A 26796-nucleotide genomic window follows, 5' to 3' on the forward strand; every position below is an offset into this window, starting at 1 on the left:
ACCATCACTCGTGCGGGTGGCGGAGTTATCCACAACTCGGGCGCCGTCCACGGAAACTGAGCAAGATCATCGCGGTTCGGCGGGAAGCCCGATCCTCGTCCCATGGCACTTCGATCACGCTCACACGAGACACACGCGACCAGTGGCCCGGGCCGGGGCCCCACCTCCGACGGCCGCACCCGGCACCGGCGGTCCCCGGTCCGGGCCCGCATCCGCCACCGCCCCGCACCGGCGGACGAACTGCGCCGCCGGGCGGAACTCCTCTTCGGCGAACGGGCCGTCGCCCGGCCGGGACCGGGGCAAGGACCGCCCAGCGCGGAAACGGTGACCGGCACCGGCGCGGCGACCGGACTGACCGCGGCCACGACCGCGGTACGTACGGCCACGGCCGGAGTGCGTACCGCCGCGGCGGCGTTGTCCACGGCGGCGGCCGTGATGTCGTCGGCCCGCGCGCTGGCCGGCGAGGCCACGGCGCGCCGCGAGCCGGCGCTGCCCGGGCTGCGGTCCCGGGTCGGGCTCGCGGTACGGGAGCGGATGCCGGTGTGGCTCCAGACGCGCTGCGGGCTGGAACGCCGGGGCGCGGTTGCCCTGGGAGTGGTCCTCGTCGTGGCCGCGGCACTGGCCGTGCAGCACTTCTGGACGGGCCGGACCGAGTCCGTGAGCGCGCCGGAGGTGGTGCGCGCGGAGGCGCCGTACGAGAAGGGCGAGGAACGGGCCCCGGACGCCGGAGCCGCCGCCGTCGGAGCCGGTTCCGCCGCGGCGCCCGGTGCGCCCGACGGTTCCGGCGCGACCCCCGGAACCGGCAGGCCCGGTGGGGAGATTGTGGTGGATGTCACCGGGAAGGTCCGAGATCCGGGGGTTCACACGCTGCCCGCCGGCTCCCGGGTGACCGACGCGCTGCGGGCGGCGGGCGGGGTGCGGCCCGGTACGGACACCGACGGACTCAACCGCGCCCGCTTCCTGACGGACGGCGAACAGATCGTCGTCGGGGGCCCCGCTCCGCCGGCCGCACCGGGCCCGGCCGTGGGCGGTGCCGCGACGGGAGCGGGCCCGGCCGCCCCGGTCTCCCTGAACACCGCGACCCTCGAGCAGCTCGACGCCCTGCCCGGAGTCGGCCCGGTCCTGGCCCAGCACATCCTCGACTTCCGCACCCAGCATGCCGGTTTCCGGTCGGTCGACGAACTCCGCCAGGTCAAGGGCATCGGCGACCGCCGCTACTCCGACCTGCGGGACCTGGTACGGCCATGAGCCGCGCAACCGACGGAGCGGCACCTGGTTCCACGGCCGTGGACCGGTCGGCGCACGCCGGCCCGGGGCGGCGGGGCGGCTCCGCGCACGCCCGGCAGGACGCGCGGGCCGACCTGCGGCTGGTGCCGCCCGCACTGGCCGTGTGGGCGACGGCGGCCCTGGCACTGGACGCGCCGCCGGGGTGGACGGCCGCGGTCGCCGTCGTCTGCCTGGTCGCCGGGGTGATCCTGCTGCGGCTCGGCCGGGCCCGCCCCCGACCTGCCACGGGGACCGTCGATGCCACGCCCGCCCGGCCGACGGCCTGGCGGCGGGCCTCGGCCGGCGCGCTGCTCCTCTGCGTCGCCGGGGCGGCCGCCTCCGCGGGACTGCACGGGGCGGACGTACACCGCGGACCGGTTCCCGGTCTGGCCCGCGCATACGCCACTGTGACCGCCGAGGTGGAGCTCACGGGCGACCCCTGGGCCGCCAGGCCGCGTGTGCGGGGGGACCACGCCACTCCGGCCGCCGTACTGGTGCGCGGCGAGGTGCGCCGGGTGGAGAAGGGCGACGGGACGACGGTGACGACGCGCTCACCGGTGCTGGTGGCCGTGGACACGGGGGTACCGGCGCCCGGTGGTGGCGGCCGGGCGCGGTGGCTCGGGCTGCTGCCCTCCACACGGCTGAGGGTGAGCGGGCGGCTGGCGCCGGCCACGGCCGGCGGGGACCGGGTCGCGGCGCTGCTGCGGGTACGGGAGCGCCCCGACCCGGCGGTGGTGGGGGAGCCGAGCGGGCCGCAGCGGCTGGCCGGACGGCTGCGGGCCGGGTTGCGGGAGGCGACCGACGGGCTGCCCGAGGACGCGCGGGCACTGCTGCCCGGGCTGGTCGTCGGGGACACCTCACGGATCACCCCGGAACTGGACGAGGCGTTCGAGGCGACCGACCTCGCGCACACCCTCGCGGTGTCGGGCAGCAACCTCACCATCCTGCTCGCCCTGCTCATCGGACCGCCGGGACTGGCCCAGCAGACCGAGCGGCGAGGTCTCGCTCCGCGCCTCGGGCTGTCGCTGCGGGCGACCGCGCTGTTCTCGTCGGCGCTCACCCTCGCCTTCGTCGTCGTGTGCCGGCCGGACCCCAGCGTGCTGCGGGCCGCGGCCTGTGGCGCGGTCGCCCTGCTCGCCCTGGCGACCGGCCGGCGCAGGTCCCTGGTCCCGGCCTTGGCCACGGCGGTTCTGCTGCTGGTGCTGTACGACCCGTGGCTGGCCCACAGTTACGGCTTCCTGCTGTCGGTGCTGGCCACCGGTTCGCTGCTGATGCTGGCGCCCGGCTGGAGCGAGGCGCTGCGGCGGCGCGGGATGCCGGAGCGGCTGGCCGAGGGGCTGGCGGCGGCCGCGGCCGCCCAGGCGGTGTGCGGGCCGGTGGTCGCGGTGCTGTCGGCACGGGTGAGCCTGGTGGCGGTGCCCTGCAACCTGCTGGCGGAGCTCGCGGTCGCGCCGGCCACGGTCCTGGGGTTCGGGGCGCTCGCGGCGGCTCCGGTGGCGATGCCGGCGGCCAAGGTGCTGGCGTGGTGCGCGAGTTGGCCGGCCGGGTGGATCGCGGGCATCGCCCGGACCGGGGCCGGGCTGCCGGGTGCGGGCGTGGACTGGCCGGGGAGCTGGGCGGGGGCGCTGCTGCTGGCCGGGGTGACGGTGGTCGTCGTACTGCTGGGACGGCGGTTGCTGCGGCATCCGTGGTGGTGCGGGGTGCTGGGGGTGCTGCTCGTACTGCTGGTGCTACGCCCGGCGCCGCTGACCCGGGTGGTCACGGGCTGGCCGCCGCCCGGCTGGCGGCTGGCGATGTGCGACGTCGGGCAGGGTGACGCGACCGTGCTCGCGGCGGGCGCGGGCACGGGGGTGGTCGTGGACGCCGGACCCGATCCGACGCTGGTCGACCACTGCCTGCGGGAACTCGGCATCACCCGGATCCCGCTCGTCGTTCTCACCCACTTCCACGCGGACCACGTCGCGGGGCTGCCCGGGGTGTTGCGCGGCCGTGAGGTGGCGCAGATCGAGACGACCGGATTCGAGGAGCCCGCGGACCAGGCCGAGTTCGTCAGAAGAGAGGCCGCCGAGCATCGCGTCCCGGTCACGCGGGCGGTCGCCGGGGAGCGGCGCAGGACCGGGCCGCTGGACTGGCAGGTGCTGTGGCCGCCCCCGGACCCGGCACCGGAACCGGACGGACCGAACGACGCCAGTGTCGCCCTGCTGGTCCGCTCGGCCGGACTGCGGATGCTGCTGCTCGGAGACCTCGAACCCCCGGCCCAGCAGGAGCTGCTGAGATCACCGGCCGCCGCCGCACTGAGCCACGTGGACGTGCTGAAAGTGGCCCACCACGGGTCCGCGTACCAGGATCCGCAGCTGCTGCGGCTGGCGGCGCCACGGGTCGCGCTCATCTCCTGCGGGGTGGACAACCCGTACGGTCATCCGGCACCGGGCACGGTGGCCGAGCTGCGGGCCGTGGGGGCGGTGGTACTGCGGACCGACCGGGACGGGGCGCTCGCGGTGACCGGCGGCGGAACGGGCGGGGAGGCGGGCGAATTGCGCGTGGCGCGAGACTGAGGGCATGAACTCGGTGAACCCCGCTCGGATCGACGCCTACCTCAGCCGGCTCGGAGCCGCCCGCCCGGCCCGGCCCACCGCGGACGCCCTGCGCGATCTGCACCTGCGGCACTTGCGGACCGTGCCCTTCGAGAACCTGTCGATCCACCTCGGCGAGGAGATCGTGCTGGCCGAGGAGCGGCTGCTGGAGAAGGTGGTGGGCGCGGGCCGGGGCGGGTTCTGCTACGAACTCAACGGCGCCTTCTCGGTGTTGCTGACCGCGCTCGGTTTCGGGGTGACACCGCTGGCGGGGCGGGTGTACGGGGCGGAGGGGCGGCTCGGGATCCCGTACGACCATCTCGCGCTGCGGGTGCGGACGGTGGACGGGGGCGAGTGGCTCGCCGACGTGGGATTCGGGGCGCACAGCCACTACCCGCTGGCGTTCGCGGAGCGGGGCGAGCAGGCCGATCCCGGCGGGACGTTCCGGATCGCGGAGGCCGGGCCGGACGCGGCGGGGGCGACAGGAGGGAGCGAGGACCGCGCGGTGGGCGGGGACCTGGACGTGCTGCGCGACGGGCAGCCGCAGTACCGGCTGGAGGTCCGGCCGCGGGTGCTCGGGGACTTCACGGCCGGGGCGTGGTGGCACTGCACCTCGCCGTCGTCGCACTTCACGCAGTCGCTGGTCTGTTCCCGGGTCACCGACGAAGGCGGGCGGATCACGCTCAGCGGGCGGACGCTGACGGAGACGGCGGCCGACGGGAGGCGTGAGGTACGGGAGTTGGAGCACGACGAGGAGGTGCTCGGGGTCTACCGGGAGCGGTTCGGGATCGGGCTGGACTGTGTACCGACTGTGCGAAATCCGGGGAAAGTCAACCGGAATGGCTAATTCGGGTGCCGTGGGAGAACGTGTTTCTACTGGCGCGTAGCGTGCTACTCGTGCGTAGTTCCGGCGCATGCGCCGGATTCCCGCGATGTGGGCCCGTGTTGCCCCGAAAGCCGCATCAGTGATCGAATGCTTCTTCGGTAACGGATGGTGGCGAGGCGTACAGGGGTGGCGAGGATGTTCGGCCGCTTGATGGGAAACCGAACGAACCGGGTGCAGCGGGCGAGCCCCCTCGCGGCGGTGCAGACCCCGCCCGACGCCGGGGTGCTGAGCTGCCGGGTGCTCGACCCGGTCAACCAACCGGTGCCGAACGCCGAGTTCGCGGTCAGCGACATCATGGGGCGCACGGTGGTCAGCGGGGGCACGGACCCCTACGGGTCGTTCGTGACGACCGTGCCGGCCGGGGAGTACCGGCTGGCGGTGTCCGCCGAGGGGTTCACGCCGTACCGGGCCACCGCGCAGGTCGGCGAGAACTGCCTCGCCTCGCTCGGTGACGTGACCCTCCAGGTCGCCCAGCCGCCGGAGCTCCCGGCACCGGGGGACTGGGAGATCGAGCCGACGCATTCCTCGATCGGCTTCACCGCCCGGCACATCGGACTGGCGCGGATCCACGGGCGGTTCAACTCGTTCGCGGGCGCGGTGCGGATCGCCGAGCGGATGGAGCGCTCCGCCATGCACGTCGTGATCGACGCCGCGACCATCGACACGGGCGTCCGGATGCGCGACGACCATCTGCGGTCGGCGGACTTCCTGGACGTGCAGCGTTTCCCGACACTCGAGTTCTACAGCGACCGGTTCGTGCACAGGGGCGGCACCAGGTGGGCCGTCACCGGGGCGCTGTCCCTGCATGGCGTGACGCGCACGATCACCCTCGACACCGAGTACCTCGGGCTCGGCAACGGCATGGAGGGCGAGGTGCGGGCCGCCTGCCGCGCCACCACCGAACTCCACCGGGACGACTTCACCGTGAGCTGGCAGAGCATGCTGGCGCGCGGGATTGCGGTGGTCGGGCCGAGCATCCGCGTCGACCTGGACGTCCAGATCGTCCCGAAGGGCTGAGCCGGCCGCTCCGGCCCGCTCCTGCTCGTCGTGGTGCGTTCCGGTTCGTCCGGTTCATCCGGGTTGCCCGGCTCGTTGCGGTGGCCGGCGGTGCCCGAGAATGGGGCCGTGAGCGATGTGAGACATGTCCTGGTGCTGCCCGACCGGGACGCGGCGGAGGAGGCCTCCGAGGCCCTCGGGGAGCGGTTCGGGGTCGATGAGGAGCCACGGCTGGTGCGGGACGCGCTGGCGGGGGAGGACGACGCCGAGGACGCGCAGTGGCTGGTGCTTCTGAGGGACGAGCAGGGGCGGCTGGACCCGGCGGAGCTGAACGAGTTCGCGGGCGAGTGGGACGGCTGGCGGGAGGAGCCGTAGGAGTGCGGGCGGCCGGGGGCGGGCCGGCCGGGGGCGTGGCAGGCGCGGCCGGCCCCGATGTCAGTGGGCCGTGGGATGCTTGTCGCGATGGCCAAGAAGACTGCTGATGACGACCCGCTTGCCCCGGTGACACTGGCCGTGGGGCAGGAGGAGCTGTTGCTCGACCGTGCCGTGCAGCAGGTGGTGGCCGCTGCCCGGGCCGCCGACGCCGACACGGACGTACGGGACCTGAACCCCGACCAGTTGCAGCCCGGCACCCTGGCCGAGCTGACCAGCCCGTCGCTCTTCGCGGAGCGCAAGGTCGTGGTCGTGCGCAACGCACAGGACCTGTCCGCCGACACCGTCAAGGACGTGAAGGCGTACCTCGGGTCGCCCGCCGAGGAGATCACCCTCGTGCTGCTGCACGCGGGCGGGGTCAAGGGCAAGGGCCTCCTCGACGCGGCGCGCAAGGCGGGGGCGCGGGAGGTCGCCTGCCCGAAGATGACCAAGCCGGCGGACCGGCTCGCGTTCGTACGCAGCGAGTTCCGGGCGCTCGGGCGGTCCGCCACGCCCGAGGCCTGTCAGGCGCTCGTCGACGCCATCGGCAGCGATCTGCGGGAGCTGGCGTCCGCCGTGACCCAGCTCGCCGCGGACGTCGAGGGCACCATCGACGAGGCCGTCGTCGGGCGGTACTACACCGGGCGGGCCGAGGCGTCGAGCTTCACCGTGGCCGACCGGGCCGTGGAGGGGCGCACCGCGGAGGCGCTGGAGGCGCTGCGCTGGTCACTGGCGACCGGGGTGGCCCCGGTGATGATCACGAGCGCGCTCGCGCAGGGCGTCCGGGCGATCGGGAAGCTCGCGGGGGCGCGGGGCGGGCAGCGGCCCGCCGATCTCGCGCGGGAGCTCGGGATGCCGCCCTGGAAGATCGACCGGGTACGGCAGCAGATGCGGGGGTGGACCCCGGACGGGGTCGCGGTGGCGCTGCGGGCCGTCGCCGAGGCGGACGCCGGCGTGAAGGGCGGCGGGGACGACCCCGAGTACGCCCTGGAGAAGGCCGTGGTGACGATCGCGCGGGCGGCGCGGTCACGCGGCCGGGGGTAGCACGTAATAAGAGGGGACGCGGGAGGCACCGGGGCATATCGAAAAGCCCCGGCGTCCGCCCTGGGGAAGGGCGAGGTGCCGGGGCCTTCGGTTCAAGCTGTCGATCGACGCCCGCGTGGCGAACGCAGGTCGCGCGTCGATCCTCGGGTGCCGGCCGGGGGCGGATGAGAGAGGGCCCGCCCGGGTCCTTCCGGCGTCAAATCAAGTGTTCAGCCCTTGAGGGAAGCAACCTTGGAAGCAAGCGCCGACTTCTTGTTGGCGGCCTGGTTCTTGTGGATGACGCCCTTCGAGACGGCCTTGTCGAGCGCACGCGCGGCAGCGCGCTGCAGCTCGGTGGCCTTCTCGGCGTCACCCGCAGCAGCGGCCTCACGGGCCTTGCGGACCGCGGTCTTCAGGGAGGACTTGACGGCCTTGTTGCGCAGCCGAGCCTTCTCGTTGGTCTTGATCCGCTTGATCTGGGACTTGATGTTCGCCACGAATGAGCCTTTTCAGGTTCTGGTCCGGGGCCGCGAAGGTCCCGTACCGATGATTTCTTGAAGACGTGCCTCGCGCTGAGAGGGCATGAGACACAGCTGCCCACAGTACCAGCGGGCAGGAGAATGGCCCAAACCGGTCCCCGGTCCCTCTCCATGGGACCATGGAGACTACGTATTGATCCGACCCGAGGCATAAGGCGCCTCAAGAGACAGGACCCTGCGTGCCCGCGACCCCTAACAATGTGCCCGAGCCGAGCCGTACCGCCCCGGCTCTGATCCGCAATTTCTGCATCATCGCGCACATCGACCACGGCAAGTCCACGCTCGCCGACCGGATGCTCCAGCTGACCGGCGTGGTCGAGCAGCGGCAGATGCGTGCTCAGTACCTCGACCGGATGGACATCGAGCGCGAGCGCGGCATCACGATCAAGTCCCAGGCGGTGCGTCTGCCCTGGGCCCCGACCGAGGGCCCGGACCAGGGCAGCACGCACATCCTCAACATGATCGACACCCCGGGGCACGTCGACTTCACCTACGAGGTCTCGCGGTCGCTGGCGGCCTGCGAGGGGACCGTCCTCCTCGTCGACGCCGCCCAGGGCATCGAGGCGCAGACCCTCGCCAACCTCTACCTGGCGATGGAGAACGACCTCACGATCATCCCCGTGCTCAACAAGATCGACCTGCCGGCCGCGCAGCCGGAGAAGTTCGCCGAGGAACTGGCGAACCTGGTCGGCTGCGAGCCGGACGACGTGCTGCGGGTCTCCGCCAAGACCGGCCTCGGCGTGGACGCGCTGCTGAACAAGGTCGTCAAGGAGATCCCGGCGCCGGTCGGCGTCGCCGACGCGCCGGCCCGTGCCATGATCTTCGACTCGGTCTACGACTCCTACCGCGGTGTCGTGACGTACGTCCGTGTCATCGACGGCCAGCTCAACAAGCGTGAGCGGATCAAGATGATGTCGACGGGCGCCACCCACGAACTGCTGGAGATCGGCACCAACTCGCCGGAGATGCTGTCCGCGGACGGACTCGGCGTCGGCGAGGTGGGTTATCTGATCACGGGTGTGAAGGACGTCCGGCAGTCCAAGGTCGGTGACACCGTCACCAGCCAGGCCAAGGGCGCCACCGAGGCGCTCGGCGGCTACAAGGACCCGAAGCCGATGGTCTTCTCCGGTCTGTATCCCCTGGACGGCTCCGACTACCCCGAGCTGCGCGAGGCCCTGGACAAGCTCCAGCTGAACGACGCCGCGCTCGTCTACGAGCCGGAGACCTCCGCCGCCCTCGGCTTCGGTTTCCGGGTCGGTTTCCTCGGTCTGCTGCACCTGGACGTGATCCGTGAGCGGCTGGAGCGCGAGTTCGGGCTCGACCTGATCGCCACCGCGCCGAACGTGGTCTACCGCGTGGTCATGGAGGACCGGACCGAGTTCACGGTCACCAACCCGAGCGAGTTCCCCGAGGGGAAGATCAACGAGGTGTACGAGCCCGTCGTACGGGCCACGATCCTCGCGCCGACCGAGTTCATCGGCTCGATCATGGAGCTGTGCCAGACCCGGCGCGGCACCCTGCTGGGGATGGACTACCTGTCCGAGGACCGGGTCGAGATCCGGTACACGCTTCCCCTCGCGGAGATCGTCTTCGACTTCTTCGACCAGCTGAAGTCGAAGACCCGCGGTTACGCCTCGCTGGACTACGAGCCCACCGGCGAGCAGACCTCCAGCCTGGTCAAGGTCGACATCCTGCTGCACGGCGACAAGGTCGACGCGTTCTCGGCGATCACGCACAAGGACGCGGCCTACGCGTACGGCGTGCGGCTCGTCGCCAAGCTGCGCGAGCTCATTCCGCGGCAGGCCTTCGAGGTGCCCATCCAGGCCGCCATCGGCTCCCGGGTCATCGCCCGCGAGACCATCCGCGCCATCCGCAAGGACGTCCTCGCCAAGTGCTACGGCGGTGACATCTCCCGTAAGCGCAAGCTGCTGGAGAAGCAGAAGGAAGGCAAGAAGCGGATGAAGATGGTGGGTTCCGTGGAGGTTCCGCAGGAGGCCTTCATCGCGGTGCTCTCCAGCGATGACAGCGCGGGGTCGGCCAAGAGCAAGAAGTAACCGCGGGTAACAATCGGTCGCGGCCGCAAATCGGGTACAACGGGGGTTCGTCGTACGAAAGTGCGACGGACCCCTACGCGCGCGTAGCGTCGCTCTGCGTCGAACATGCGGCGAAACAGACAGGCCGATGCCCCTTACGCACAGGCCGGTCGCGGCTTACTCTGATCCCTGCTCGATAGTTACTCGCGAGTTAAACAACCAGCACTGACCCCCACCGTGAGTAAACCCCAGCCGCACTGAGCCAGCCGCACCGTCGCGGGCCCCGGAGGATGTCGTGACCGACACACAGACACTGATCGAGAACCGACCGCCGTCCGTGGCGGCCCTCTTCCTGGATCGCGTGGCGGCCACACCGGACGCCGAGGCCTACCGCTACCCGGTGCCCGCCGCCTCCGGTCAGGGCCCGGACGACTGGAAGTCGCTCAGCTGGGCGCAGGCGGCCGAGCGGGTCTACGCGATCGCGGCCGGTCTCATCGAACTCGGCATCGAGCCCGAGCAGCGGGTCGCCCTCGCCGCCTCCACCCGCGTCGAGTGGATCCTCGCCGACCTCGGCATCCTGTGCGCCGGCGCCGCCACCACGACCGTCTACCCGCAGACCAACGCCGAGGAGTCGGCGTTCATCCTCTCCGACTCCGAGAGCCGGGTGCTGATCGCGGAGGACGCGGCCCAGGTCGCCAAGGCCGTCGAGAAGCGCGCCGAACTGCCCGACCTCGTCCAGGTCGTCGTCATCGACCCGGCCGGCGTCGAGACCGGCGACTGGGTGATCACCCTCGCCGAACTGGAGCAGCGCGGCGCCAGGTACCTGGAGAAGCACCCCGAGCTGATCAAGGAGCGGGTCGGTGCGATCACCAAGGACCAGCTCGCCACCCTCATCTACACCTCCGGCACCACCGGCCGTCCCAAGGGCGTACGGCTGCCGCAGGACAACTGGTCGTACATGGCGAAGGCGATCGCCGCGACCGGCCTGATCAGCGGCGAGGACGTCCAGTACCTGTGGCTGCCGCTCGCCCACGTCTTCGGCAAGGTGCTCACCTCCGGGCAGATCGAGGTCGGTCACGTCACCGCCGTCGACGGCCGCGTCGACAAGATCATCGAGAATCTGCCGGTCGTGCAGCCGACGTACATGGCCGCCGTGCCGCGCATCTTCGAGAAGGTCTACAACGGCGTCGCCGCGAAGGCCCGCGCGGGCGGCGCCGCCAAGTACAAGATCTTCCAGTGGGCGGCCGACGTCGCCCGCGAGTACGCCAAGGTCACCCAGGACAACTTCCGCCGCACCGGAGCCGCGACCGCGCCCTTCGGGCTCGCCGCCAAGCACAAGGTCGCCGACGGCCTCGTCTACTCCAAGCTGCGCGAGGCCTTCGGCGGGCGGCTGCGGGCCTGCGTCTCCGGGTCGGCCGCGCTGGCGCCCGAGATCGGCTACTTCTTCGCCGGCGCCGGCGTGCACATCCTGGAGGGCTACGGCCTCACCGAGTCCTCCGCCGCGTCCTTCGTGAACCCCGGCGAGGCCTACCGCACCGGTACGGTCGGCAAGCCGCTGCCCGGCTGCGAGGTGCGGATCGCCGACGACGGGGAGATCCTGCTCCGCGGCCCCGGCATCATGCAGGGCTACCACGGGCTGCCGGAGAAGACGGCGGAGGTGCTGGAGGCCGACGGCTGGTTCCACACCGGTGACATCGGCGAGCTGTCCCCCGACGGCTATCTGCGGATCACCGACCGCAAGAAGGACCTCATCAAGACGTCCGGCGGCAAGTACATCGCGCCCGCCGAGGTCGAGGGACAGTTCAAGGCGGTCTGCCCCTACGTCTCCAACATCCTCGTGCACGGCGCCGACCGGAACTTCTGCACCGCCCTGATCGCCCTCGACGAGGTCTCGATCCTGGAGTGGGCCAAGGAGAACGGCCTGGACGGCAAGTCCTACGCCGAGGTGGTGGCCGCGCCGGTGACCGTCGAGATGGTCGACGGGTACGTCAAGCAGCTCAACGAGGGGCTGCAGCGGTGGCAGACCGTCAAGAAGTTCCGCCTGCTGCCCCGGGACCTCGATGTGGAGCACGGGGAGATCACGCCGAGCCTGAAGCTGAAGCGGCCGGTCGTGGAGCGGGAGTACAAGCACCTCATCGACGAGATGTACGCGGGGACGCGCGAAGCGTAGGGGAGGGCGGGGGGCTGCGCGGCGGCTGCGGGTTCGTCGTGGCTTGTCGCGCAGTTCCTCCCCCAGCCCTCGGCCGGGGGTACCCCCAGCGCCCCTATCGGTTGGACCGCTCAGCCCTGCTCAACAGTCGCCGCAGCTCCCTGGCTTCTTTTCTCAGCGTTGCTATGTCGAGAGGTTCTTCGGACAAGCGGTCTTCCAGCACAGCCAACCGCTTGCCCAACTCGCCGAAATCAGCCTGTTCCCGTGCCAGCAGCTCCTGCAGTTGCTGGTTCTTCCGGTGGAGTTCCAGGAAGACGTTGACCTTCGCCCGCAGCACCCACGGGTCGAACGGCTTCGTCAGGTAGTCCGCCGCGCCCGTGGCGTAGCCGCGGAACGTGTATCCCGCGTCCTCGTCCGCTCCTGTCAGGAAGATGATCGGGACGTCTTTCGTCTGGTCGAGGCGTTTGATGTTCGCGGCTGTCTCGAAGCCGTCCATGCCGGGCATGCGGATGTCGAGGAGAACGACGGCGAAGCGGCGGCGGAGCAGGGCCTTCATCGCCTCCTCGCCGGAGCGGGCCCGTACGATCGGCTCGTTCAGCGACCCCAGAACGGCTTCCAGCGCGATCAGGTTGTCCTCCATGTCGTCGACCAGGAGGATGCCGGCACGGTCGTCAGCGGTCATGGCTCCGTCCGTTCGTCGTCGGTGGTCTCGCCGTCCTGTGTGCTGTCGGGGTCCAGGAGTGCGCAGACGACGGTGAGCAGCCGGTCGACGTCGACCGGTTTGGGTACGTAGTCGTTGGCGCCGCGGGCGATGGACTTCTCCCGGTCGCCCGGCATCGCCTTCGCGGTGAGGGCGACGATCGGCAGGCCGGTCCAGCGGGGGGCGCGGCGGATGGCCGCTATGGTCTCGTGGCCGTCCATCTCCGGCATCATGATGTCCATCAGGACGAGTTCCACGTCGGGGTTGCGTTCCAGGGTCTCGATGCCCTCCCGGCCGTTCTCCGCGTACAGCACCGGCATGCCGACCCGGCCGAGGACGTGCGTGAGGGCGAAGACGTTGCGGATGTCGTCGTCGATGATCAGGACGCGGCGGCCGGGGAGTACGCGGCCCGCGCGGCCCGTCTGCCATGCCTCCAGCCGGGTCGGGGCCGGCCAGGAGTCGTCGGGGTCGGGAGCGGCGGCCGGTGCCGGGCCGAGGGCCGGCGCGGCGTGGTTCTGCGGGGTCGGCCCGGGCGCCGTGTGGCCGGGGCTGACGACCGGGACGTACAGCGTGAACGTCGAGCCCGTGCCCGGTTCGCTCGCGGCGACGATCCGGCCGCCCAGCAGGCCGGCGATCTCCCGGCTGATGGAGAGGCCGAGGCCGGTGCCGCCGTACTTGCGGTTCGTGGTGCCGTCGGCCTGCTGGAACGCCTCGAAGATGACCGGGAGTTTCTCGGCGGCGATCCCGATGCCGGTGTCCGACACCTCGAAGGCGATCACCTCGTCGCTGTCGTGGACGTAGTGGTGCTCGGGGTCCTTCACCCGGCGCACCCGCAGCTCCACACGGCCCTTGGCGGTGAACTTGATCGCGTTGGAGAGCAGGTTGCGCAGGATCTGCTGGAGGCGTTGTTCGTCCGAGTACATCTCGCGCGGCACGTCCTCGCCGACGGTCACCTCGAAGGCCAGGCCGCGGTCCAGGGTCAGCGGGCGGAAGGTCGCGTGGACGTAGTCGAGGAGTTTGATCAGGGGGAGGCGTTTGGGGCGTACGTCCATCCGGCCGGCCTCGATCTTCGACAGGTCCAGGATGTCGTTGATGAGCTGGAGCAGGTCCGAGCCGGAGCGGTGGATCGTCGTCGCGAACTGGACCTCCTGGTCGGAGAGACGGCCGTCCGGGTTGTCGGACAGCAGCCGGGCCAGAATCAGCAGAGAGTTCAGCGGAGTGCGCAGTTCGTGGGACATGTTCGCCAGGAACTCCGACTTGTACTGCGAAGAGGTCGCCAGGAGGGCGGCTTTCTCCTCCAGTTCCGCGTTCGAGCGCTGTAGTTCCGCCTGTTGTTTCTGAAGTTCGTCCGAGCGTTCCTGGAGCTGCATCGCCAGCCGTTGTGACTCGCCGAGCAGGGACTCCGTGCGGGAGTTGGCGATGATCGTGTTGATCGCCACGCCGATGGTGTTGACGAACTGGTCGAAGAACGCGAGGTGGACGTCGGAGAAGCGGGAGAAGGAGGCCAGTTCGATGATGCCGAGGAGTTTGTCCTCGAAGAGGATCGGGATGATGACGATCGTGGTGGGCGCGGCCTCCCCGAGACCACTGTTGATCTTGATGTAGTCCGGCGGGGTCTCCTCGACGAGGATCCGCTTCTTCTCGCGGGCCGCCTGGCGGACCAGGCCGTGCACGGGGAGGCCGCCGGTCTCGACCGTCGCGCCCTGTGCGGAGCCGTAGCCGGCGATGAACGCGAGGCCCTTGGCCGGTACGGCCGTGCGCACGGCGGCGCCGTCCTCGTCCGGATCGGCCAGGAAGAACGCGCCGTACTGGGCGTTCACCAGCGGGGTCAGCTCGCGCACGATGAGGTCGGCGACCTCCATCAGGTCCCGGTGGCCCTGCATGAGTGCGGCGAGGCGGGCCAGGTTGGACTCCAGCCAGTCCTTCGCGCGGGTCGTCTCGCGCAGGTTGGCCACCATCAGGTTGATGTTGTCCTTGAGTTCGGCGACCTCGCCGCGGGTCTCGACCGTGATCGAGCGGGACATGTCGCCCTGTGCCACGGCGGAGGCCACCTCGGCGATCGCGCGGACCTGGGTGGTGAGGTTGAGCGCGAGTTCGTTCACGTTGGTCGTCAGGCGCTTCCAGGTGCCGTAGACGCCCTCCACGCGGGCCTGGCCGCCCAGCCGGCCGTCGGAGCCCACCTCGCGGGCCACCCGGGTCACCTCGGAGGAGAACGAGGAGAGGGTGTCGACCATCGTGTTGATGGTGGTCTTCAGTTCGAGGATCTCGCCGCGCGCGTCCACGTCGATCTTCCGCGACAGGTCGCCCTGGGCGACGGCCGTCGCCACCTGGGCGATGTTGCGCACCTGTGAGGTGAGGTTGTCGGCCATGTAGTTGACGTTGTCGGTCAGGTCCCGCCAGACCCCGGAGACGCCGAGGACCTGGGCGCGGCCGCCCAGCCGGCCGTCGGTGCCGACCTCGCGGGCGACGCGGGTCACCTCGTCGGCGAAGGCCCGCAGTTGTTCCACCATCGTGTTGACGGTGTCCTTGAGTTCGAGGATCTCGCCGCGTGCGTCGACGGTGATCTTCTTGGAGAGGTCGCCGTTGGCGACGGCCGTCGTCACCTGGGCGATGTTGCGGACCTGGGACGTCAGGTTCAGTGCCATGAAGTTGACGTTGTCCGTCAGTTCCTTCCAGACGCCCGAGACGCCTCTGACCTGCGCCTGGCCGCCGAGGTTTCCTTCGGTGCCGACTTCGCGGGCGACGCGGGTGACTTCGTCGGCGAACGCGGAGAGCTGGTCGACCATCGTGTTGATGGTTGATTTCAGTTCGAGGATCTCGCCTTTCGCCTCCACCGTGATCTTCTTGCCGAGGTCGCCCTGGGCGACGGCCGTGGAGACAAGGGCGATGTTGCGGACCTGGGACGTCAGGTTGTCGGCCATGAAGTTGACGTTGTCCGTCAGGTCTTTCCAGACGCCGGACACGCCTCTGACCTGCGCTCGGCCGCCGAGGTTTCCTTCGGTGCCGACTTCGCGGGCGACGCGGGTGACTTCGTCGGCGAACGCGGAGAGCTGGTCGACCATCGTGTTGATGGTTGATTTCAGTTCGAGAATCTCGCCCTGCGCGTCGACCATGATCTTCTGCGAGAGGTCGCCGTTGGCGACGGCCGTCGTCACCTGGGCGATGTTGCGGACCTGGGAGGTCAGGTTCGACGCCATGAAGTTGACGTTGTCCGTCAGGTCCTTCCAGACGCCCGACACGCCCCGTACCTGCGCGCGGCCGCCCAGCCGGCCCTCCGTGCCGACTTCGCGGGCGACGCGGGTGACTTCGCCGGCGAACGCGGACAGCTGGTCGACCATCGTGTTGACGGTGAGCTTCAGTTCCAGCAGCTCACCGGTGGCCTCGACGGTCACCGTGCGGGTCAGGTCGCCGCGTGCCACCGCCGTCGTCACCAGGGCGATGTCACGGACCTGCGCGGTCAGCCGGGACGCCATGGTGTTGACGGCCTCGGTGACGTCCCGCCAGCTGCCGGACAGCCCCTGCACCTTGGCGCGGCCGCCGAGCCGCCCCTCGGTGCCGACCTCGCGCGCGACCCGGGTCACCTGGCCGGTGAACAGGGACAGCTGGTCGACCATCGTGTTCACCGCGCGCGCGAGTCGGCGCAGGTCGCCGCGGAGCTGGCGGCTGCCGTCGTGCAGGTCGACCCGCTGGGTCAGGTCGCCGCCGGCCACCGCGTCCAGCACGCGCGTGGCGTTCGCCGCCGGCGCGACCAGGGCGTCGAGGACCTGGTTGACGTCGTTGACGCGCGACGTCCAGGCGCCCTGGCCGGGGCTCGCCGACAGCCGTTCGTCCAGCCGGCCGTGGCGCACCAGCTCCCGTTTCACGCGTCGTAGGTCGGTGTTGAAGTGAATGCCGCGGTCCATGATCTGGTTGAAGACCGCGGTGAGTTCGGCGACGATCCCCTCCCCGGTGGTCCCGTCGGTCCCGGTCTCCGGGACTTTCGTGAAGTCGCCGTCGCGGGCGGCGGTCATCGCGGCGAGCAGAGGGCGCAGTGCGGATGCTCGGAGTTGTTCCGGTTTCTGTCCGTCTTCGAGCACACGCGTAGCACTGTTCTCACTCATGGCGGCCCACTTCGGTAACTCGGTGCTTATGGGCGCAGCCAGTCTGTCACTCTGTCCGCATCGATCGGGATGTATTCGTCCGAACTGCTCGGGGAGCTGGACATGGGGGCCATACCCACGCAACGGGAGACCGTCTCCCGGGTCCGTGAGGCGCCTGCGCACGACGCGGCGCCCGCGTACGACACCGCGGGCCCGCGTGCGCAGGGGCGCGCGACCCTGCCCGGAAGCCCCCTCGCGCCCGGTTCCGCCCGCGCCCTGCTGCGCGCCTCCTTCGACGAGTGGGCCGAGTGCGGCCTCCTCCGCCCGGAGCAGCAGCGGGTCGCCGAGGACGCCATGGTCGTCGTCAGCGAACTCGTCACCAACGCCGTCGTGCACGCCGGCACGGACGTCGAGGTCGACTGGTGGCTGGAGGAGCAGGAGGAGACGGCGCTCGTCGTCGAGGTCACCGACCACCACCCCTCCCGCGCGCCCCGCGACCACCCGGGGGAGACGCCGTACGAGACACCGGAGTTCGGGCGCGGGCTGCGCCTGGTCGCCTCGCTCGCCGAGTCCTGGGGGGTGACGTACCGCACCGGCGCCAAGTCGGTGTGGGCGCGGCTGACCGGCCGCGGCGGCACGCTCCCCGACGAGCGGCAGCTGAAGGTCGCCGAGATCCTCGCCCCCGAGCCGCCCGCGCCCCCGCACGAGCACGCGGCCGCGGCGGAGCGCGGAGACTGCTCCCACCGCCCCGAACGCGACCGGGACTGGGTCAACCGGGGCGCGCTGTCCTTCCTCGCCGAGGCCTCCGACCTGCTCGCCGGCCAGCTCGACGAGAACCTGGTGGCCGCGCTCACCGGCCAGCTGATCGTGCCGCGGCTCGCCGACTGGTGCGCGGTGTGGCTGGAGGACGAGGCGACCGGGCGCGGGGGCGGCTGGGGCGACCCGGCCGGCGCCGGGGGCCCGCGGCTGGCCCGGGTCTGGCACGGCAGCGAGAACCGCATCGAGGAACTGCGCCGCGCCCTGGAGAAGGACCCGCCGTGCGCGCAGAGCGGCTTACGGTCCGGGCCCGAGCCGTACCCCTGGCCCGGCGCGGCGCTCGGCCCGCAGGGCACCCACGGCTCGGCGCTCGCCTACCGGCTGATCGCGGGCGGCCGCCCGCTCGGCACGCTCGTCATCGGCCGCTCCGGTCCGGACGGCATCCCCGACGAGATCACCGGCCTCGTGGAGGACTTCGGCCGCCGGGTCGCCCTCGCCATCGGCGCGGCCCGCCAGTACGCCCGCCAGGCCACCATCAGCGCCGTCCTGCAGCGCGGACTGCTGCCCGGCGCGGTCGCCGAGATCCCGGGCGTGCGCAGCGCGCTCGTCTACGAACCCTGCGACAAGGGCGGCCCCAGCGGCGACTTCTACGACCTCTTCCCGGCCGGCGACGGCCGCTGGTGCTTCGCCGTCGGCGACGTCCAGGGCAAGGGCCCCGAGGCCGCCGTGGTGATCGGCCTCGCCCGGCCCTGGCTGCGGCTCCTCGCCCGTGAGGGCTACCGGGTCGCCGACGTCCTCGACCGCCTCAACCAGCTCCTCCTCGACGACGCCACCGAGGCCGCCGACGCCGCCGCCCGTGCCCTGGTCGCCGCCGGCGGCCGCGCCATGCCGCCCGGCGACGGCCCGCAGACCCGTTTCCTCTCCCTGCTCTACGGCGAACTCACCCCCCTCGACGGCGGCGGCATCCGCTGCACCCTCGCCTCCGCCGGGCACCCGCTGCCGCTGCTCCTCGGCCCCGACGGCGAGGTCCGCACCGCCGCCCGCCCGCAGACCCTGCTCGGTGTCGTCGAGGACGAGACGTACACCAGCGAGACCATCGAGCTCGCCCCCGGCGACAGCCTGCTGTGCGTGACCGACGGGGTCACGGAGCGGCGCTCCGGCAGCCGCCAGTTCGACGACGGCGACGGGCTCGCGCAGGCGCTGGCCGGCTGCGCGGGGCTGAACGCCGACCTGATCGCCGAACGCATCAGACGGCTCGTCCACGAGTTCGGCGGCGGACAGCCGGAGGACGACCTGGCGCTGCTCGTCCTCCAGGCGGAGTAACCGGCGTCGTACGGGACAATGGAGGACATGCCTTCCGCACTCCCCGACGGCGAGCCCGTCCCCGACGACGGCGCGCTCCCCGCGTCCGCGCTCGCCGGTGCCGCCGCCCGCCCCCTCGGGTTCTACCTGCACGTCCCCTACTGCGCGACCCGCTGCGGCTACTGCGACTTCAACACCTACACGGCGACCGAGCTGCGCGGCACCGGCGGGGTCCTCGCCTCCCGCGACAACTACGCGGACACCTTGATCGATGAAGTCAGGCTGGCCAGGAAGGTCCTCGGCGACGACCCGCGCGAGGTGCGCACGGTGTTCGTGGGCGGCGGTACGCCGACGCTGCTGGCCGCCGCCGATCTGGTCCGGATGCTGGGCGCGATCCGCGACGAGTTCGGGCTCGCGGCCGACGCGGAGATCACGACCGAGGCAAACCCGGAGTCCGTCGACCCGGCCTACCTGGCGGCCCTGCGGGAGGGCGGCTTCAACCGGATCTCCTTCGGCATGCAGAGCGCACGGCAGCACGTGCTGCGGGTCCTCGACCGCACCCACACCCCCGGACGCCCCGAGGCATGCGTCGCGGAGGCCCGCGCGGCCGGCTTCGAGCACGTCAACCTCGACCTGATCTACGGCACCCCGGGCGAGTCCGACGCCGACTGGCGGGCCTCCCTGGACGCGGCGATCGGCGCCGGGCCCGACCACGTGTCGGCGTACGCGCTGATCGTCGAGGAGGGCACCCAGCTGGCCCGCCGGATCCGCCGGGGCGAGGTCCCGATGACCGACGACGACGTCCATGCCGACCGCTACCTGATCGCCGACTCGGTGCTGGCGGGGGCGGGCTTCGACTGGTACGAGGTGTCCAACTGGGCCACCTCGGAAGCGGGCCGCTGCCTGCACAACGAGCTGTACTGGCGGGGCGCCGACTGGTGGGGCGCCGGGCCGGGGGCGCACTCGCACGTGGGGGGCGTGCGGTGGTGGAACGTGAAGCACCCGGGGGCGTACGCGGCGGCGCTGGCGTCCGGGCGGTCGCCGGGCGCCGGGCGCGAGGTCCTGACGGACGAGGACCGGCGGGTGGAGCGGATCCTGCTGGAGCTGCGGCTGCGGGAGGGGGTGCCGCTGGAGCTGCTGAAGGAGGAGGGGCTGACGGCTTCGCGGCGGGCGCTGGGGGAGGGCCTGCTGGAGGACGGCCCGTACGAGGAGGGGCGGGCGGTGCTGACGCTGCGGGGGCGATTGCTGGCGGATGCGGTGGTCAGGGATCTGGTGGACTGATCACTCGGGCGAGTGAATCGGTGCGGAACGCCGGTTCGGTCCGTAATCTGCTTCGTAGGCTGCTGCCGTAGTTGACGGCGGCAGAAACCGGAGGGCCACGGAGATGACCGCTGTGGACGAGCGCGGGATGACCAAGTTCTTCGAGAGGTTCGAGCCTCCCGAGGGCATCAAGGTTGAGCTCCTCCGGGGGGAAATCGTGATGATGGCCGCTCCCGATCTGGTGCACAACCGGATCGTGACGGAAGTGCAGGACCAGATCCCGCGCAAGCGCTGGGAACGTCTCCAGACGACGGATCTGGACATCATTGATGAGGCCAGTGAGCCCATTCCGGACCTAGTGGTGCTGGAACGGGGGGTGGCTCCGGCCTCAGGCAATCTGGTGCCGTCCCAATTGGTCACCTTGGTGGTCGAAGTGGTCTCGAAGACGAGCGTCGACCGGGACTACGGGATCAAGCGGTCCATCTATGCGGCAGGCAAAATCCCTGCTTACCTGATCATCGATCCGATCATGGCGCATTGCGTCTTGCTGTCCGACCCCGTGGGTGAAGGAGACCAAGCCGACTACCGAGGTCAGTGGATTACGAAGTTCGGCGATCCGGTGCTGCTCGAATTGCTCGGCGCCGAGCTGGACACGAGCGAATTCGGGACCCTCACCGGGGTCAGGCGTCACCGGCTCCCGTGACAAAGTCGATCAGCTCCTCCACCCGCCCCAGCAGCTCCGGCTCCAGGTCCTTGTAAGAGCCCACCCGCGCCAGGATCGCCTGCCACACCGCGCCCGTGTTCTCCGACGGCCAGCCCAGCGCGCGGCACACCCCCGTCTTCCAGTCCTGCCCGTGCGGGACGCGCGGCCACGCCTCGATGCCCAGGGACGACGGCTTCACCGCCTCCCAGATGTCGATGTACGGGTGGCCGACGACCAGGGCGTGGTCGCTGGTGACCGACTGGGCGATGCGCCACTCCTTGGTGCCGGGGAGCAGGTGGTCGACGAGGACGCCGAGGCGGGCGTCGGGGCCGGGGGCGAACTCGGCGACGATCGCGGGGAGGTCGTCGACGCCCTCCAGGTACTCCACCACCACACCCTCGATGCGCAGGTCGTCGCCCCAGACCTTCTCGACCAGTTCCGCGTCGTGGCGGCCCTCCACGTAGATGCGGCCCGCGCGGGCGACACGCGCGCGTGCGCCGGGGACGGCGACCGAGCCGGAGGCGGTACGGGAGGGGCGTACCGGTCCCCCGGACGCGGGGCGTACGAGGGTGACGACCCGGCCCTCCAGGAGGAAGCCGCGCGGCTCCAGCGGGAAGACGCGGTGCTTGCCGAAGCGGTCCTCCAGAGTGACCGTGCCCGCCTCGCAGCGGATCACCGCGCCGCAGAAACCGGTACCCGGCTCCTCCACCACCAGACCGGGTTCGGCGGCCACCTCGGGCACCGGCTTCGGCCTCTTCCACGGCGGGGTCAGGTCGGCGGAGTACTGGCGCATTCGGATGACGATAGGAGAAGCCGAACCGGCGCGCCTACGACACGCCGAAACGGGCCGCCAGGGCGTCGCGCTGGGCCCGCACGAACGCCGCGTCCACCACCGCTCCGTGACCGGGTACGTACAGGGCGCGGTCGCCGCCCAGGGAGAGGAGGCGGTCAAGGGCGGCAGGCCACTGCGACGGTACGGCGTCGGGGCCGGCCTGCGGGTCGCCGGACTCCTCCACCAGGTCGCCGCAGAACACCACCTCCGGGTCGCCGGGGACCAGGACCGCGAGATCGTGGGGAGTGTGGCCGGGGCCCACGTTGGCCAGCAGGGCCTGGCGGCCGTCGCCGAGGTCGAGGGTCCACTCGCCGGAGACCAGGTGGCGGGGGAGGGGAAGGGCGTCCGTCGCCTCCTCGGCCTCCGGGGACGGCAGGCCGTTGCGGATCGCGTCCAGGCGGAGTTCCTCGCGGTCGTGGGCGAGGACGGCCTCCGCGCCCACCGCCGCGTACAGGTCCGCGCCCGCGAAGGCGGCCGCGCCGAAGACATGGTCGAAATGGGGATGGGTGAGCGCGAGATGGGTCACACGGCGGTCGGCCAGCGCCTGCGCCTCCGTACGCAACCGTGCGCCCTCCGCCAGGCTCGACCCGGCGTCCACCATCAGGGCCGTGCCCGCGCCCAGGACCAGACCCGCCGTGCAGTCCCAGCCCGGCAGCCGGCACCGGCCGACCCCTTCGGCCACCCGCTCCCAGCCCAGCTCTTCCCAAGTCACCGTCATGCCGCGACGCTAGCCGTAGAACGCCATGGGTCCTGACCGACCTTGCCCAGTCAGTACCCCACGGCCGTACACTGGGCCGGGGATGCTGGCACTCGCGTTCGCAGAGTGCCAGACGAAAGGCCCGAAGGGACCGAAAGGCCGCGGGGACGACTTTCTGGAGGTGTGGCGCCGGATGCTGAGTGAACGCAGGCTTCAGGTATTGCGCGCCATCGTCCAGGACTACGTCGGCACCGAGGAACCGGTCGGTTCGAAGGCGCTGACCGAACGGCACAACCTCGGGGTCTCCCCGGCGACCGTGCGCAACGACATGGCCGCCCTGGAGGACGAGGGGTTCATCGCCCAGCCGCACACCAGCGCGGGGCGGATCCCCACCGACAAGGGGTACCGGCTGTTCGTCGACAAGCTGGCCGGCGTCAAACCGATGAGCGCGCCCGAGCGGCGGGCCATCCAGAACTTCCTCGACGGCGCCGTCGACCTCGACGACGTGGTGGCGCGGACCGTCCGGCTGCTGGCCCAGCTGACCCGGCAGGTGGCGGTCGTGCAGTATCCGTCGCTGACGCGGTCCACCGTGCGGCATGTGGAACTGCTCTCCCTCGCGCCGGCCCGGCTGATGCTGGTCCTGATCACCGACACCGGACGGGTCGAGCAGCGGATGGTCGACTGCCCGGCGCCCTTCGGGGAAACGTCTCTGGCGGACCTGCGCGCGCGGCTGAACAGCCGGGTCGCGGGACGCCGGTTCTCGGACGTGCCCCGGCTGGTTGAGGACCTGCCGGAAGCCTTCGAGGCCGAGGACCGCGGCACGGTCTCGGCGGTGCTCTCCACCCTGCTGGAGACGCTCGTCGAGGAGAACGAGGAGCGGCTGATGATCGGCGGCACCGCCAATCTCACCCGTTTCGGACATGACTTTCCCCTCATGATCCGACCCGTCCTGGAGGCTCTGGAGGAGCACGTCGTGCTGCTCAAGCTCCTTGGCGAGGCCGGTGATTCGGGCATGACCGTACGCATCGGTCACGAGAACGCCTACGAGGGACTCAACTCCACGTCCGTGGTGTCGGTCGGCTACGGTTCGGGCGGCGAGGCAGTCGCCAAACTCGGCGTGGTCGGACCGACCCGCATGGATTACCCGGGAACGATGGGAGCGGTACGAGCGGTGGCACGGTACGTCGGACAGATCCTGGCGGAGTCGTAAGTGGCCACGGACTACTACGCCGTTCTCGGCGTGCGCCGCGACGCGTCGCAGGAAGAGATCAAGAAGGCCTTCCGTCGGCTCGCGCGCGAGCTGCACCCGGACGTCAACCCGGACCCGAAGACCCAGGAGCGGTTCAAGGAGATCAACGCCGCCTACGAGGTGCTCTCCGACCCGCAGAAGAAGCAGGTCTACGACCTCGGCGGGGATCCGCTCTCGCAGAGCGGCGGCGCGGGCGCGGGCGGCTTCGGGGCCGGTGGGTTCGGGAACTTCTCGGACATCATGGACGCGTTCTTCGGTACGGCGTCCCAGCGCGGGCCGAGATCGCGTACGCGGCGCGGCCAGGACGCGATGATCCGGATCGAGGTCGAGCTCGACGAGGCGGCCTTCGGCACGACCAAGGACATCCAGGTCGACACGGCGATCGTCTGCAACACCTGCAACGGTGAGGGCGCGGCGCCGGGCACCTCCGCCCAGACGTGTGACATGTGCCGGGGCCGTGGTGAGGTCTCGCAGGTGACGCGGTCCTTCCTCGGCCAGGTCATGACCTCGCGGCCCTGCCCGCAGTGCCAGGGGTTCGGAACCGTCGTGCCGACGCCGTGCCCCGAGTGCGCGGGCGACGGGCGGGTGCGGTCGCGGCGGACGCTGACCGTGAAGATCCCGGCCGGTGTCGACAACGGCACGCGGATCCAGCTCGCCGGTGAGGGTGAGGTCGGGCCGGGTGGCGGTCCTGCCGGTGACCTGTACGTCGAGATCCACGAGCTGCCGCACTCCACGTTCCAGCGGCGCGGGGACGATCTGCACTGCACGGTGACGATCCCGATGACGGCGGCGTCGCTCGGTACGAAGGTGCCGCTGGAGACGCTGGACGGTCTTGAGGAGGTCGACATCCGGCCGGGCACGCAGTCCGGGCAGTCGATTCCGCTGCACGGGCGCGGGGTCACGCATCTGCGGGGTGGCGGCCGGGGTGACCTGATCGTGCACGTCGAGGTCACGACGCCGACGAAGCTGGACCCCGAGCAGGAGCGGGTGCTGCGGGAGCTGGCGAAGCTGCGCGGGGAGGAGCGGCCGCAGGGGCAGTTCCAGCCCGGTCAGCAAGGGCTGTTCAGCCGGCTCAAGGACGCGTTCAACGGGCGTTGACGGGGTGCCGTGAAGGGGCTCCGCCCCTTCGACCCCGCCAGGGGGCTCCGCCCCCTGGACCCCCGTGACCTATGCCCACCCACCACCCGACTCGGTTCATCGAGGGGCGAGGTCGCCCCTCGGCTCGGTCGATCGAGAGGTGGGGTCGCCCCTCGGCTCGGTTCATCGAGAGGTGTGGCCGCCCCTCGGCTCGGTTGATCGAGGGGTGAGGTCGCCCCCCGGCTCGGTTGATCGAGAGGTGGGGTCGCCCCCCGGCTCGGCTCTTCGAGCAGTGCGGTCGGGGCCCCGGGCAGGGAGATTTCTGGCATGTGCCAATGGGGCGGCCCGATTCGGTCTTGTTCGGAGGACGTGACAACATGCCGTCATGTCCTCCGCACTGACCGATCTCTTCCCTCTTCCGATCGTGCAGGCCCCCATGGCAGGCGGGGTCTCCGTCCCGCAGCTTGCCGCCGCCGTGTCCGAGGCGGGCGGGCTGGGGTTCCTTGCCGCCGGGTACAAGACCGCCGACGGGATGTATCAGGAGATCAAGCAGCTGCGGGGACTGACCGGCCGTCCCTTCGGTGTGAACGTCTTCATGCCGCAGCCCGAACATGCCGAGTCCGGCGCCGTGGAGGTCTACGCGCATCAGCTGGCCGGTGAGGCCGCCTGGTACGAGACCGAGCTCGGCGACCCGGACAGCGGCCGGGACGACGGGTACGAGGCCAAGCTGGCCGTGCTGCTGGACAACCCGGTGGCCGCCGTCTCCTTCCACTTCGGTGTGCCGACGCGGGAGGTGCTGGACTCCCTGCGGCGGGCCGGGACGTTCACGCTGGTCACTGCCACCACCGCCGAGGAGGCCCGCGCCGTCGAGCGGGCCGGGGCGGACGCGGTGATCGCCCAGGGCGTGGAGGCCGGGGGACACCAGGGCACCCACCGGGACGTGCCGGAGAACGACGGGTCCGGGATCGGGCTGCTGTCGCTGGTCGCCCAGGTACGCGAGACCGTGGGGATCCCGGTCGTCGCCGCGGGCGGGATCATGCGCGGCGGCCAGATCGCGGCCGCACTGGCGGCGGGAGCGAGCGCCGCCCAGCTGGGGACGGCCTTCCTGGCCACCCCGGAGTCCGGCGCCGCCGCCCTGCACAAGCAGGCGCTCACCGACCCGCTGTTCACGCGGACCGCGCTGACCCGGGCGTTCTCCGGGCGGCCCGCCCGCGGCCTGGTCAACCGGTTCATGCGCGAGCACGGCCCGTACGCGCCCGCCGCCTACCCGGAGGTCCACCACCTCACCTCCCCGCTGCGCAAGGCCGCCGCCCGGGCCGGGGACGCGCAGGGCATGGCTCTGTGGGCCGGGCAGGGGCACCGGATGGCCCGCGAGCTGCCCGCCGGGCAGCTGGTGGAGACCCTCGCGGCGGAACTCGCCGCCGCGTCGACAGCGTTGTCCACCAAGGAGGCCGAGGCGGAGACCAGGGCGAAGACCACGGCGGAGGGGGACGGGCGATGACCGCTCCCGTGTTCGTGCTCGATCCGCTGGTCGTGCCCGGTTCCCCGGGTGGCGAGGTCGTTCTGGACGGGCCCGAGGGGCGGCACGCCGTCTCCGTGAAGCGGCTGCAGCCCGGTGAGGACGTCATCCTCACCGACGGGCGCGGGCGCTGGACGGAGGGCGTCGTGCGGGCCGCCGAGGGCAAGGACCGGCTGATCGTGCACATGACGTCGATCTCGGAGGAGCCGGAGCCGTCTCCCCGCATCACCGTCGTCCAGGCCCTTCCCAAGGGCGACCGCGGCGAGGTCGCCGTGGAGACCATGACCGAGGTCGGCGTCGACGTGATCGTGCCCTGGCAGGCCGCCCGCTGCATCACCCAGTGGAAGGGCGAGCGGGGTCTCAAGTCGCTGGCGAAGTGGCGGGGCACCGCCCGCGAGGCCGGCAAGCAGTCCCGCCGGGTGCGGTTCCCGGAGGTCGCGGACGCGGCGACGACCAAGCAGGTCGCGGCACTTCTGGCCGAGGCCGACCTCGCCGCCGTCCTCCACTCCGACTTCGAGCACGGCAGCGAGCCGCTCGCCGCGGCCGAACTGCCCGCCGCGGGCGAGATCGTGCTGGTCGTCGGGCCCGAAGGGGGCGTCGCCCGGGACGAGGTGGCGCTGTTCGAGGAGGCGGGTGCGAGGACCTACACCCTGGGGCCTACCGTGATGCGCACATCGACCGCCGGAACGGCGGCCGCGGCCCTGCTCCTCGGCCGCACCGGCCGGTGGTCCTGACCCGCACCCTGG

20 protein-coding genes are annotated in these 26796 nt (G+C 71.5%); 15 read left to right on the forward strand and 5 right to left on the reverse strand.

Annotation, left to right across the window (positions count from 1 at the left end; translation table 11 throughout):
* The first annotated feature begins 102 nt into the window (after nt 1–102).
* From ABT137_RS01030 to holA, 6 genes are all read left to right on the forward strand, one after another.
* On the forward strand, nt 103–1248 hold the full coding sequence (locus ABT137_RS01030; protein WP_351700353.1) for a ComEA family DNA-binding protein: 1146 nt from the start codon (nt 103–105) through the stop codon (nt 1246–1248).
* Nucleotides 1245–3821 carry a ComEC/Rec2 family competence protein gene (locus ABT137_RS01035; RefSeq protein ID WP_351700356.1) on the forward strand — a complete coding sequence of 859 codons (2577 nt, stop codon included), beginning with the start codon at nt 1245–1247 and terminating at the stop codon, nt 3819–3821. Before ABT137_RS01030 ends, ABT137_RS01035 begins: the two co-directional genes overlap by 4 nt.
* Nucleotides 3822–3834: 13 nt before the next feature.
* Complete coding sequence (locus tag ABT137_RS01040) at nt 3835–4686, forward strand: arylamine N-acetyltransferase family protein (protein WP_351701119.1); 852 nt, start codon at nt 3835–3837, stop codon at nt 4684–4686.
* A 174-nt stretch (nt 4687–4860) separates the two neighbouring features.
* Nucleotides 4861–5742, forward strand: a complete 882-nt coding sequence (locus ABT137_RS01045) for a YceI family protein (protein ID WP_351700359.1) — start codon at nt 4861–4863, stop codon at nt 5740–5742.
* 108 nt (nt 5743–5850) lie between these two features.
* A complete protein-coding gene (locus ABT137_RS01050) occupies nt 5851–6096 on the forward strand; it encodes a hypothetical protein (protein ID WP_351700362.1) in 246 nt (81 codons plus the stop codon).
* Between the two features lie 87 nt (nt 6097–6183).
* Entirely contained in the window at nt 6184–7176 is a 993-nt protein-coding gene (gene holA, locus ABT137_RS01055) for a DNA polymerase III subunit delta (protein WP_351700365.1), read from the forward strand.
* Between the two features lie 209 nt (nt 7177–7385).
* Here holA and rpsT read toward each other — a convergent pair whose 3' ends face one another.
* Complete coding sequence (rpsT, locus tag ABT137_RS01060; protein WP_351700368.1) at nt 7386–7652, reverse strand: 30S ribosomal protein S20; 267 nt, start codon at nt 7650–7652, stop codon at nt 7386–7388.
* Between the two features lie 221 nt (nt 7653–7873).
* Between rpsT and lepA the strand changes: the two genes are divergently transcribed.
* Complete coding sequence (lepA, locus tag ABT137_RS01065) at nt 7874–9748, forward strand: translation elongation factor 4 (RefSeq protein WP_351700371.1); 1875 nt, start codon at nt 7874–7876, stop codon at nt 9746–9748.
* 274 nt (nt 9749–10022) lie between these two features.
* Nucleotides 10023–11897, forward strand: a complete 1875-nt coding sequence (locus ABT137_RS01070; protein ID WP_351700374.1) for an AMP-dependent synthetase/ligase — start codon at nt 10023–10025, stop codon at nt 11895–11897.
* 94 nt (nt 11898–11991) lie between these two features.
* Here ABT137_RS01070 and ABT137_RS01075 read toward each other — a convergent pair whose 3' ends face one another.
* Together ABT137_RS01075 and ABT137_RS01080 are read right to left on the reverse strand one after the other, a co-directional pair.
* Nucleotides 11992–12558, reverse strand: a complete 567-nt coding sequence (locus tag ABT137_RS01075) for a response regulator (RefSeq protein ID WP_351700377.1) — start codon at nt 12556–12558, stop codon at nt 11992–11994.
* Nucleotides 12555–16676, reverse strand: a complete 4122-nt coding sequence (locus ABT137_RS01080) for a HAMP domain-containing hybrid sensor histidine kinase/response regulator (RefSeq protein WP_351700380.1) — start codon at nt 16674–16676, stop codon at nt 12555–12557. Before ABT137_RS01080 ends, ABT137_RS01075 begins: the two co-directional genes overlap by 4 nt.
* Before the next feature lie 102 nt (nt 16677–16778).
* Here ABT137_RS01080 and ABT137_RS01085 point away from each other — a divergent pair, with 102 nt between their 5' ends.
* The 3 genes from ABT137_RS01085 (at nt 16779) to ABT137_RS01095 (ending at nt 20676) form a co-directional block, all read left to right on the forward strand.
* Nucleotides 16779–18734 carry a SpoIIE family protein phosphatase gene (locus ABT137_RS01085; protein WP_351700383.1) on the forward strand — a complete coding sequence of 652 codons (1956 nt, stop codon included), beginning with the start codon at nt 16779–16781 and terminating at the stop codon, nt 18732–18734.
* Nucleotides 18735–18761: 27 nt separating this feature from the next.
* The gene (gene hemW, locus ABT137_RS01090) at nt 18762–19994 is read left to right on the forward strand and encodes a radical SAM family heme chaperone HemW (RefSeq protein ID WP_351700386.1); all 1233 of its coding nucleotides are present in this window, start codon (nt 18762–18764) and stop codon (nt 19992–19994) included.
* A 103-nt stretch (nt 19995–20097) separates the two neighbouring features.
* Nucleotides 20098–20676 (forward strand): Uma2 family endonuclease, encoded by a 579-nt coding sequence (locus ABT137_RS01095; RefSeq protein ID WP_351700389.1) that lies wholly within the window; start codon nt 20098–20100, stop codon nt 20674–20676.
* Here ABT137_RS01095 and ABT137_RS01100 read toward each other — a convergent pair.
* Both ABT137_RS01100 and ABT137_RS01105 read right to left on the reverse strand, forming a co-directional pair.
* Nucleotides 20654–21469, reverse strand: coding sequence for a DUF3097 domain-containing protein (locus tag ABT137_RS01100; RefSeq protein WP_351700392.1), 816 nt, complete (start codon nt 21467–21469; stop codon nt 20654–20656). The genes ABT137_RS01095 and ABT137_RS01100 overlap by 23 nt on opposite strands.
* A gap of 34 nt (nt 21470–21503) precedes the next feature.
* Nucleotides 21504–22226: an MBL fold metallo-hydrolase gene (locus ABT137_RS01105; RefSeq protein WP_351700395.1), complete on the reverse strand. Its 723-nt coding sequence runs from the start codon at nt 22224–22226 to the stop codon at nt 21504–21506.
* A gap of 172 nt (nt 22227–22398) precedes the next feature.
* Here ABT137_RS01105 and hrcA point away from each other — a divergent pair, with 172 nt between their 5' ends.
* From hrcA to ABT137_RS01125, 4 genes are all read left to right on the forward strand, one after another.
* Nucleotides 22399–23415 carry a heat-inducible transcriptional repressor HrcA gene (gene hrcA, locus ABT137_RS01110; RefSeq protein WP_351700398.1) on the forward strand — a complete coding sequence of 339 codons (1017 nt, stop codon included), beginning with the start codon at nt 22399–22401 and terminating at the stop codon, nt 23413–23415.
* The gene (gene dnaJ / locus ABT137_RS01115; RefSeq protein WP_351700401.1) at nt 23416–24552 is read left to right on the forward strand and encodes a molecular chaperone DnaJ; all 1137 of its coding nucleotides are present in this window, start codon (nt 23416–23418) and stop codon (nt 24550–24552) included.
* Nucleotides 24553–24916: 364 nt separating this feature from the next.
* Nucleotides 24917–26032, forward strand: coding sequence for a nitronate monooxygenase (locus ABT137_RS01120; RefSeq protein ID WP_351700404.1), 1116 nt, complete (start codon nt 24917–24919; stop codon nt 26030–26032).
* A complete protein-coding gene (locus tag ABT137_RS01125; RefSeq protein WP_351700407.1) occupies nt 26029–26784 on the forward strand; it encodes a 16S rRNA (uracil(1498)-N(3))-methyltransferase in 756 nt (251 codons plus the stop codon). Before ABT137_RS01120 ends, ABT137_RS01125 begins: the two co-directional genes overlap by 4 nt.
* Nucleotides 26785–26796: the final 12 nt, after the last annotated feature.

Source organism: Streptomyces sp. NPDC001980, from assembly GCF_040296885.1.
Lineage (GTDB): Bacteria > Actinomycetota > Actinomycetes > Streptomycetales > Streptomycetaceae > Streptomyces.

Coding starts and splice junctions, on each gene's coding strand:
- ABT137_RS01080 (WP_351700380.1), bottom strand. CDS start 16,676: ATGAGTGAGAACAGTGCTACGCGTGTGCTCGAAGACGGACAGAAACCG.
- ABT137_RS01105 (WP_351700395.1), bottom strand. CDS start 22,226: ATGACGGTGACTTGGGAAGAGCTGGGCTGGGAGCGGGTGGCCGAAGGG.
- ABT137_RS01030 (WP_351700353.1), top strand. CDS start 103: ATGGCACTTCGATCACGCTCACACGAGACACACGCGACCAGTGGCCCG.
- ABT137_RS01100 (WP_351700392.1), bottom strand. CDS start 21,469: ATGCGCCAGTACTCCGCCGACCTGACCCCGCCGTGGAAGAGGCCGAAG.
- hemW (WP_351700386.1), top strand. CDS start 18,762: ATGCCTTCCGCACTCCCCGACGGCGAGCCCGTCCCCGACGACGGCGCG.
- holA (WP_351700365.1), top strand. CDS start 6,184: ATGGCCAAGAAGACTGCTGATGACGACCCGCTTGCCCCGGTGACACTG.
- ABT137_RS01125 (WP_351700407.1), top strand. CDS start 26,029: ATGACCGCTCCCGTGTTCGTGCTCGATCCGCTGGTCGTGCCCGGTTCC.
- ABT137_RS01045 (WP_351700359.1), top strand. CDS start 4,861: ATGTTCGGCCGCTTGATGGGAAACCGAACGAACCGGGTGCAGCGGGCG.
- ABT137_RS01075 (WP_351700377.1), bottom strand. CDS start 12,558: ATGACCGCTGACGACCGTGCCGGCATCCTCCTGGTCGACGACATGGAG.
- ABT137_RS01035 (WP_351700356.1), top strand. CDS start 1,245: ATGAGCCGCGCAACCGACGGAGCGGCACCTGGTTCCACGGCCGTGGAC.
- ABT137_RS01095 (WP_351700389.1), top strand. CDS start 20,098: ATGACCGCTGTGGACGAGCGCGGGATGACCAAGTTCTTCGAGAGGTTC.
- hrcA (WP_351700398.1), top strand. CDS start 22,399: ATGCTGAGTGAACGCAGGCTTCAGGTATTGCGCGCCATCGTCCAGGAC.
- ABT137_RS01120 (WP_351700404.1), top strand. CDS start 24,917: ATGTCCTCCGCACTGACCGATCTCTTCCCTCTTCCGATCGTGCAGGCC.
- ABT137_RS01085 (WP_351700383.1), top strand. CDS start 16,779: ATGGGGGCCATACCCACGCAACGGGAGACCGTCTCCCGGGTCCGTGAG.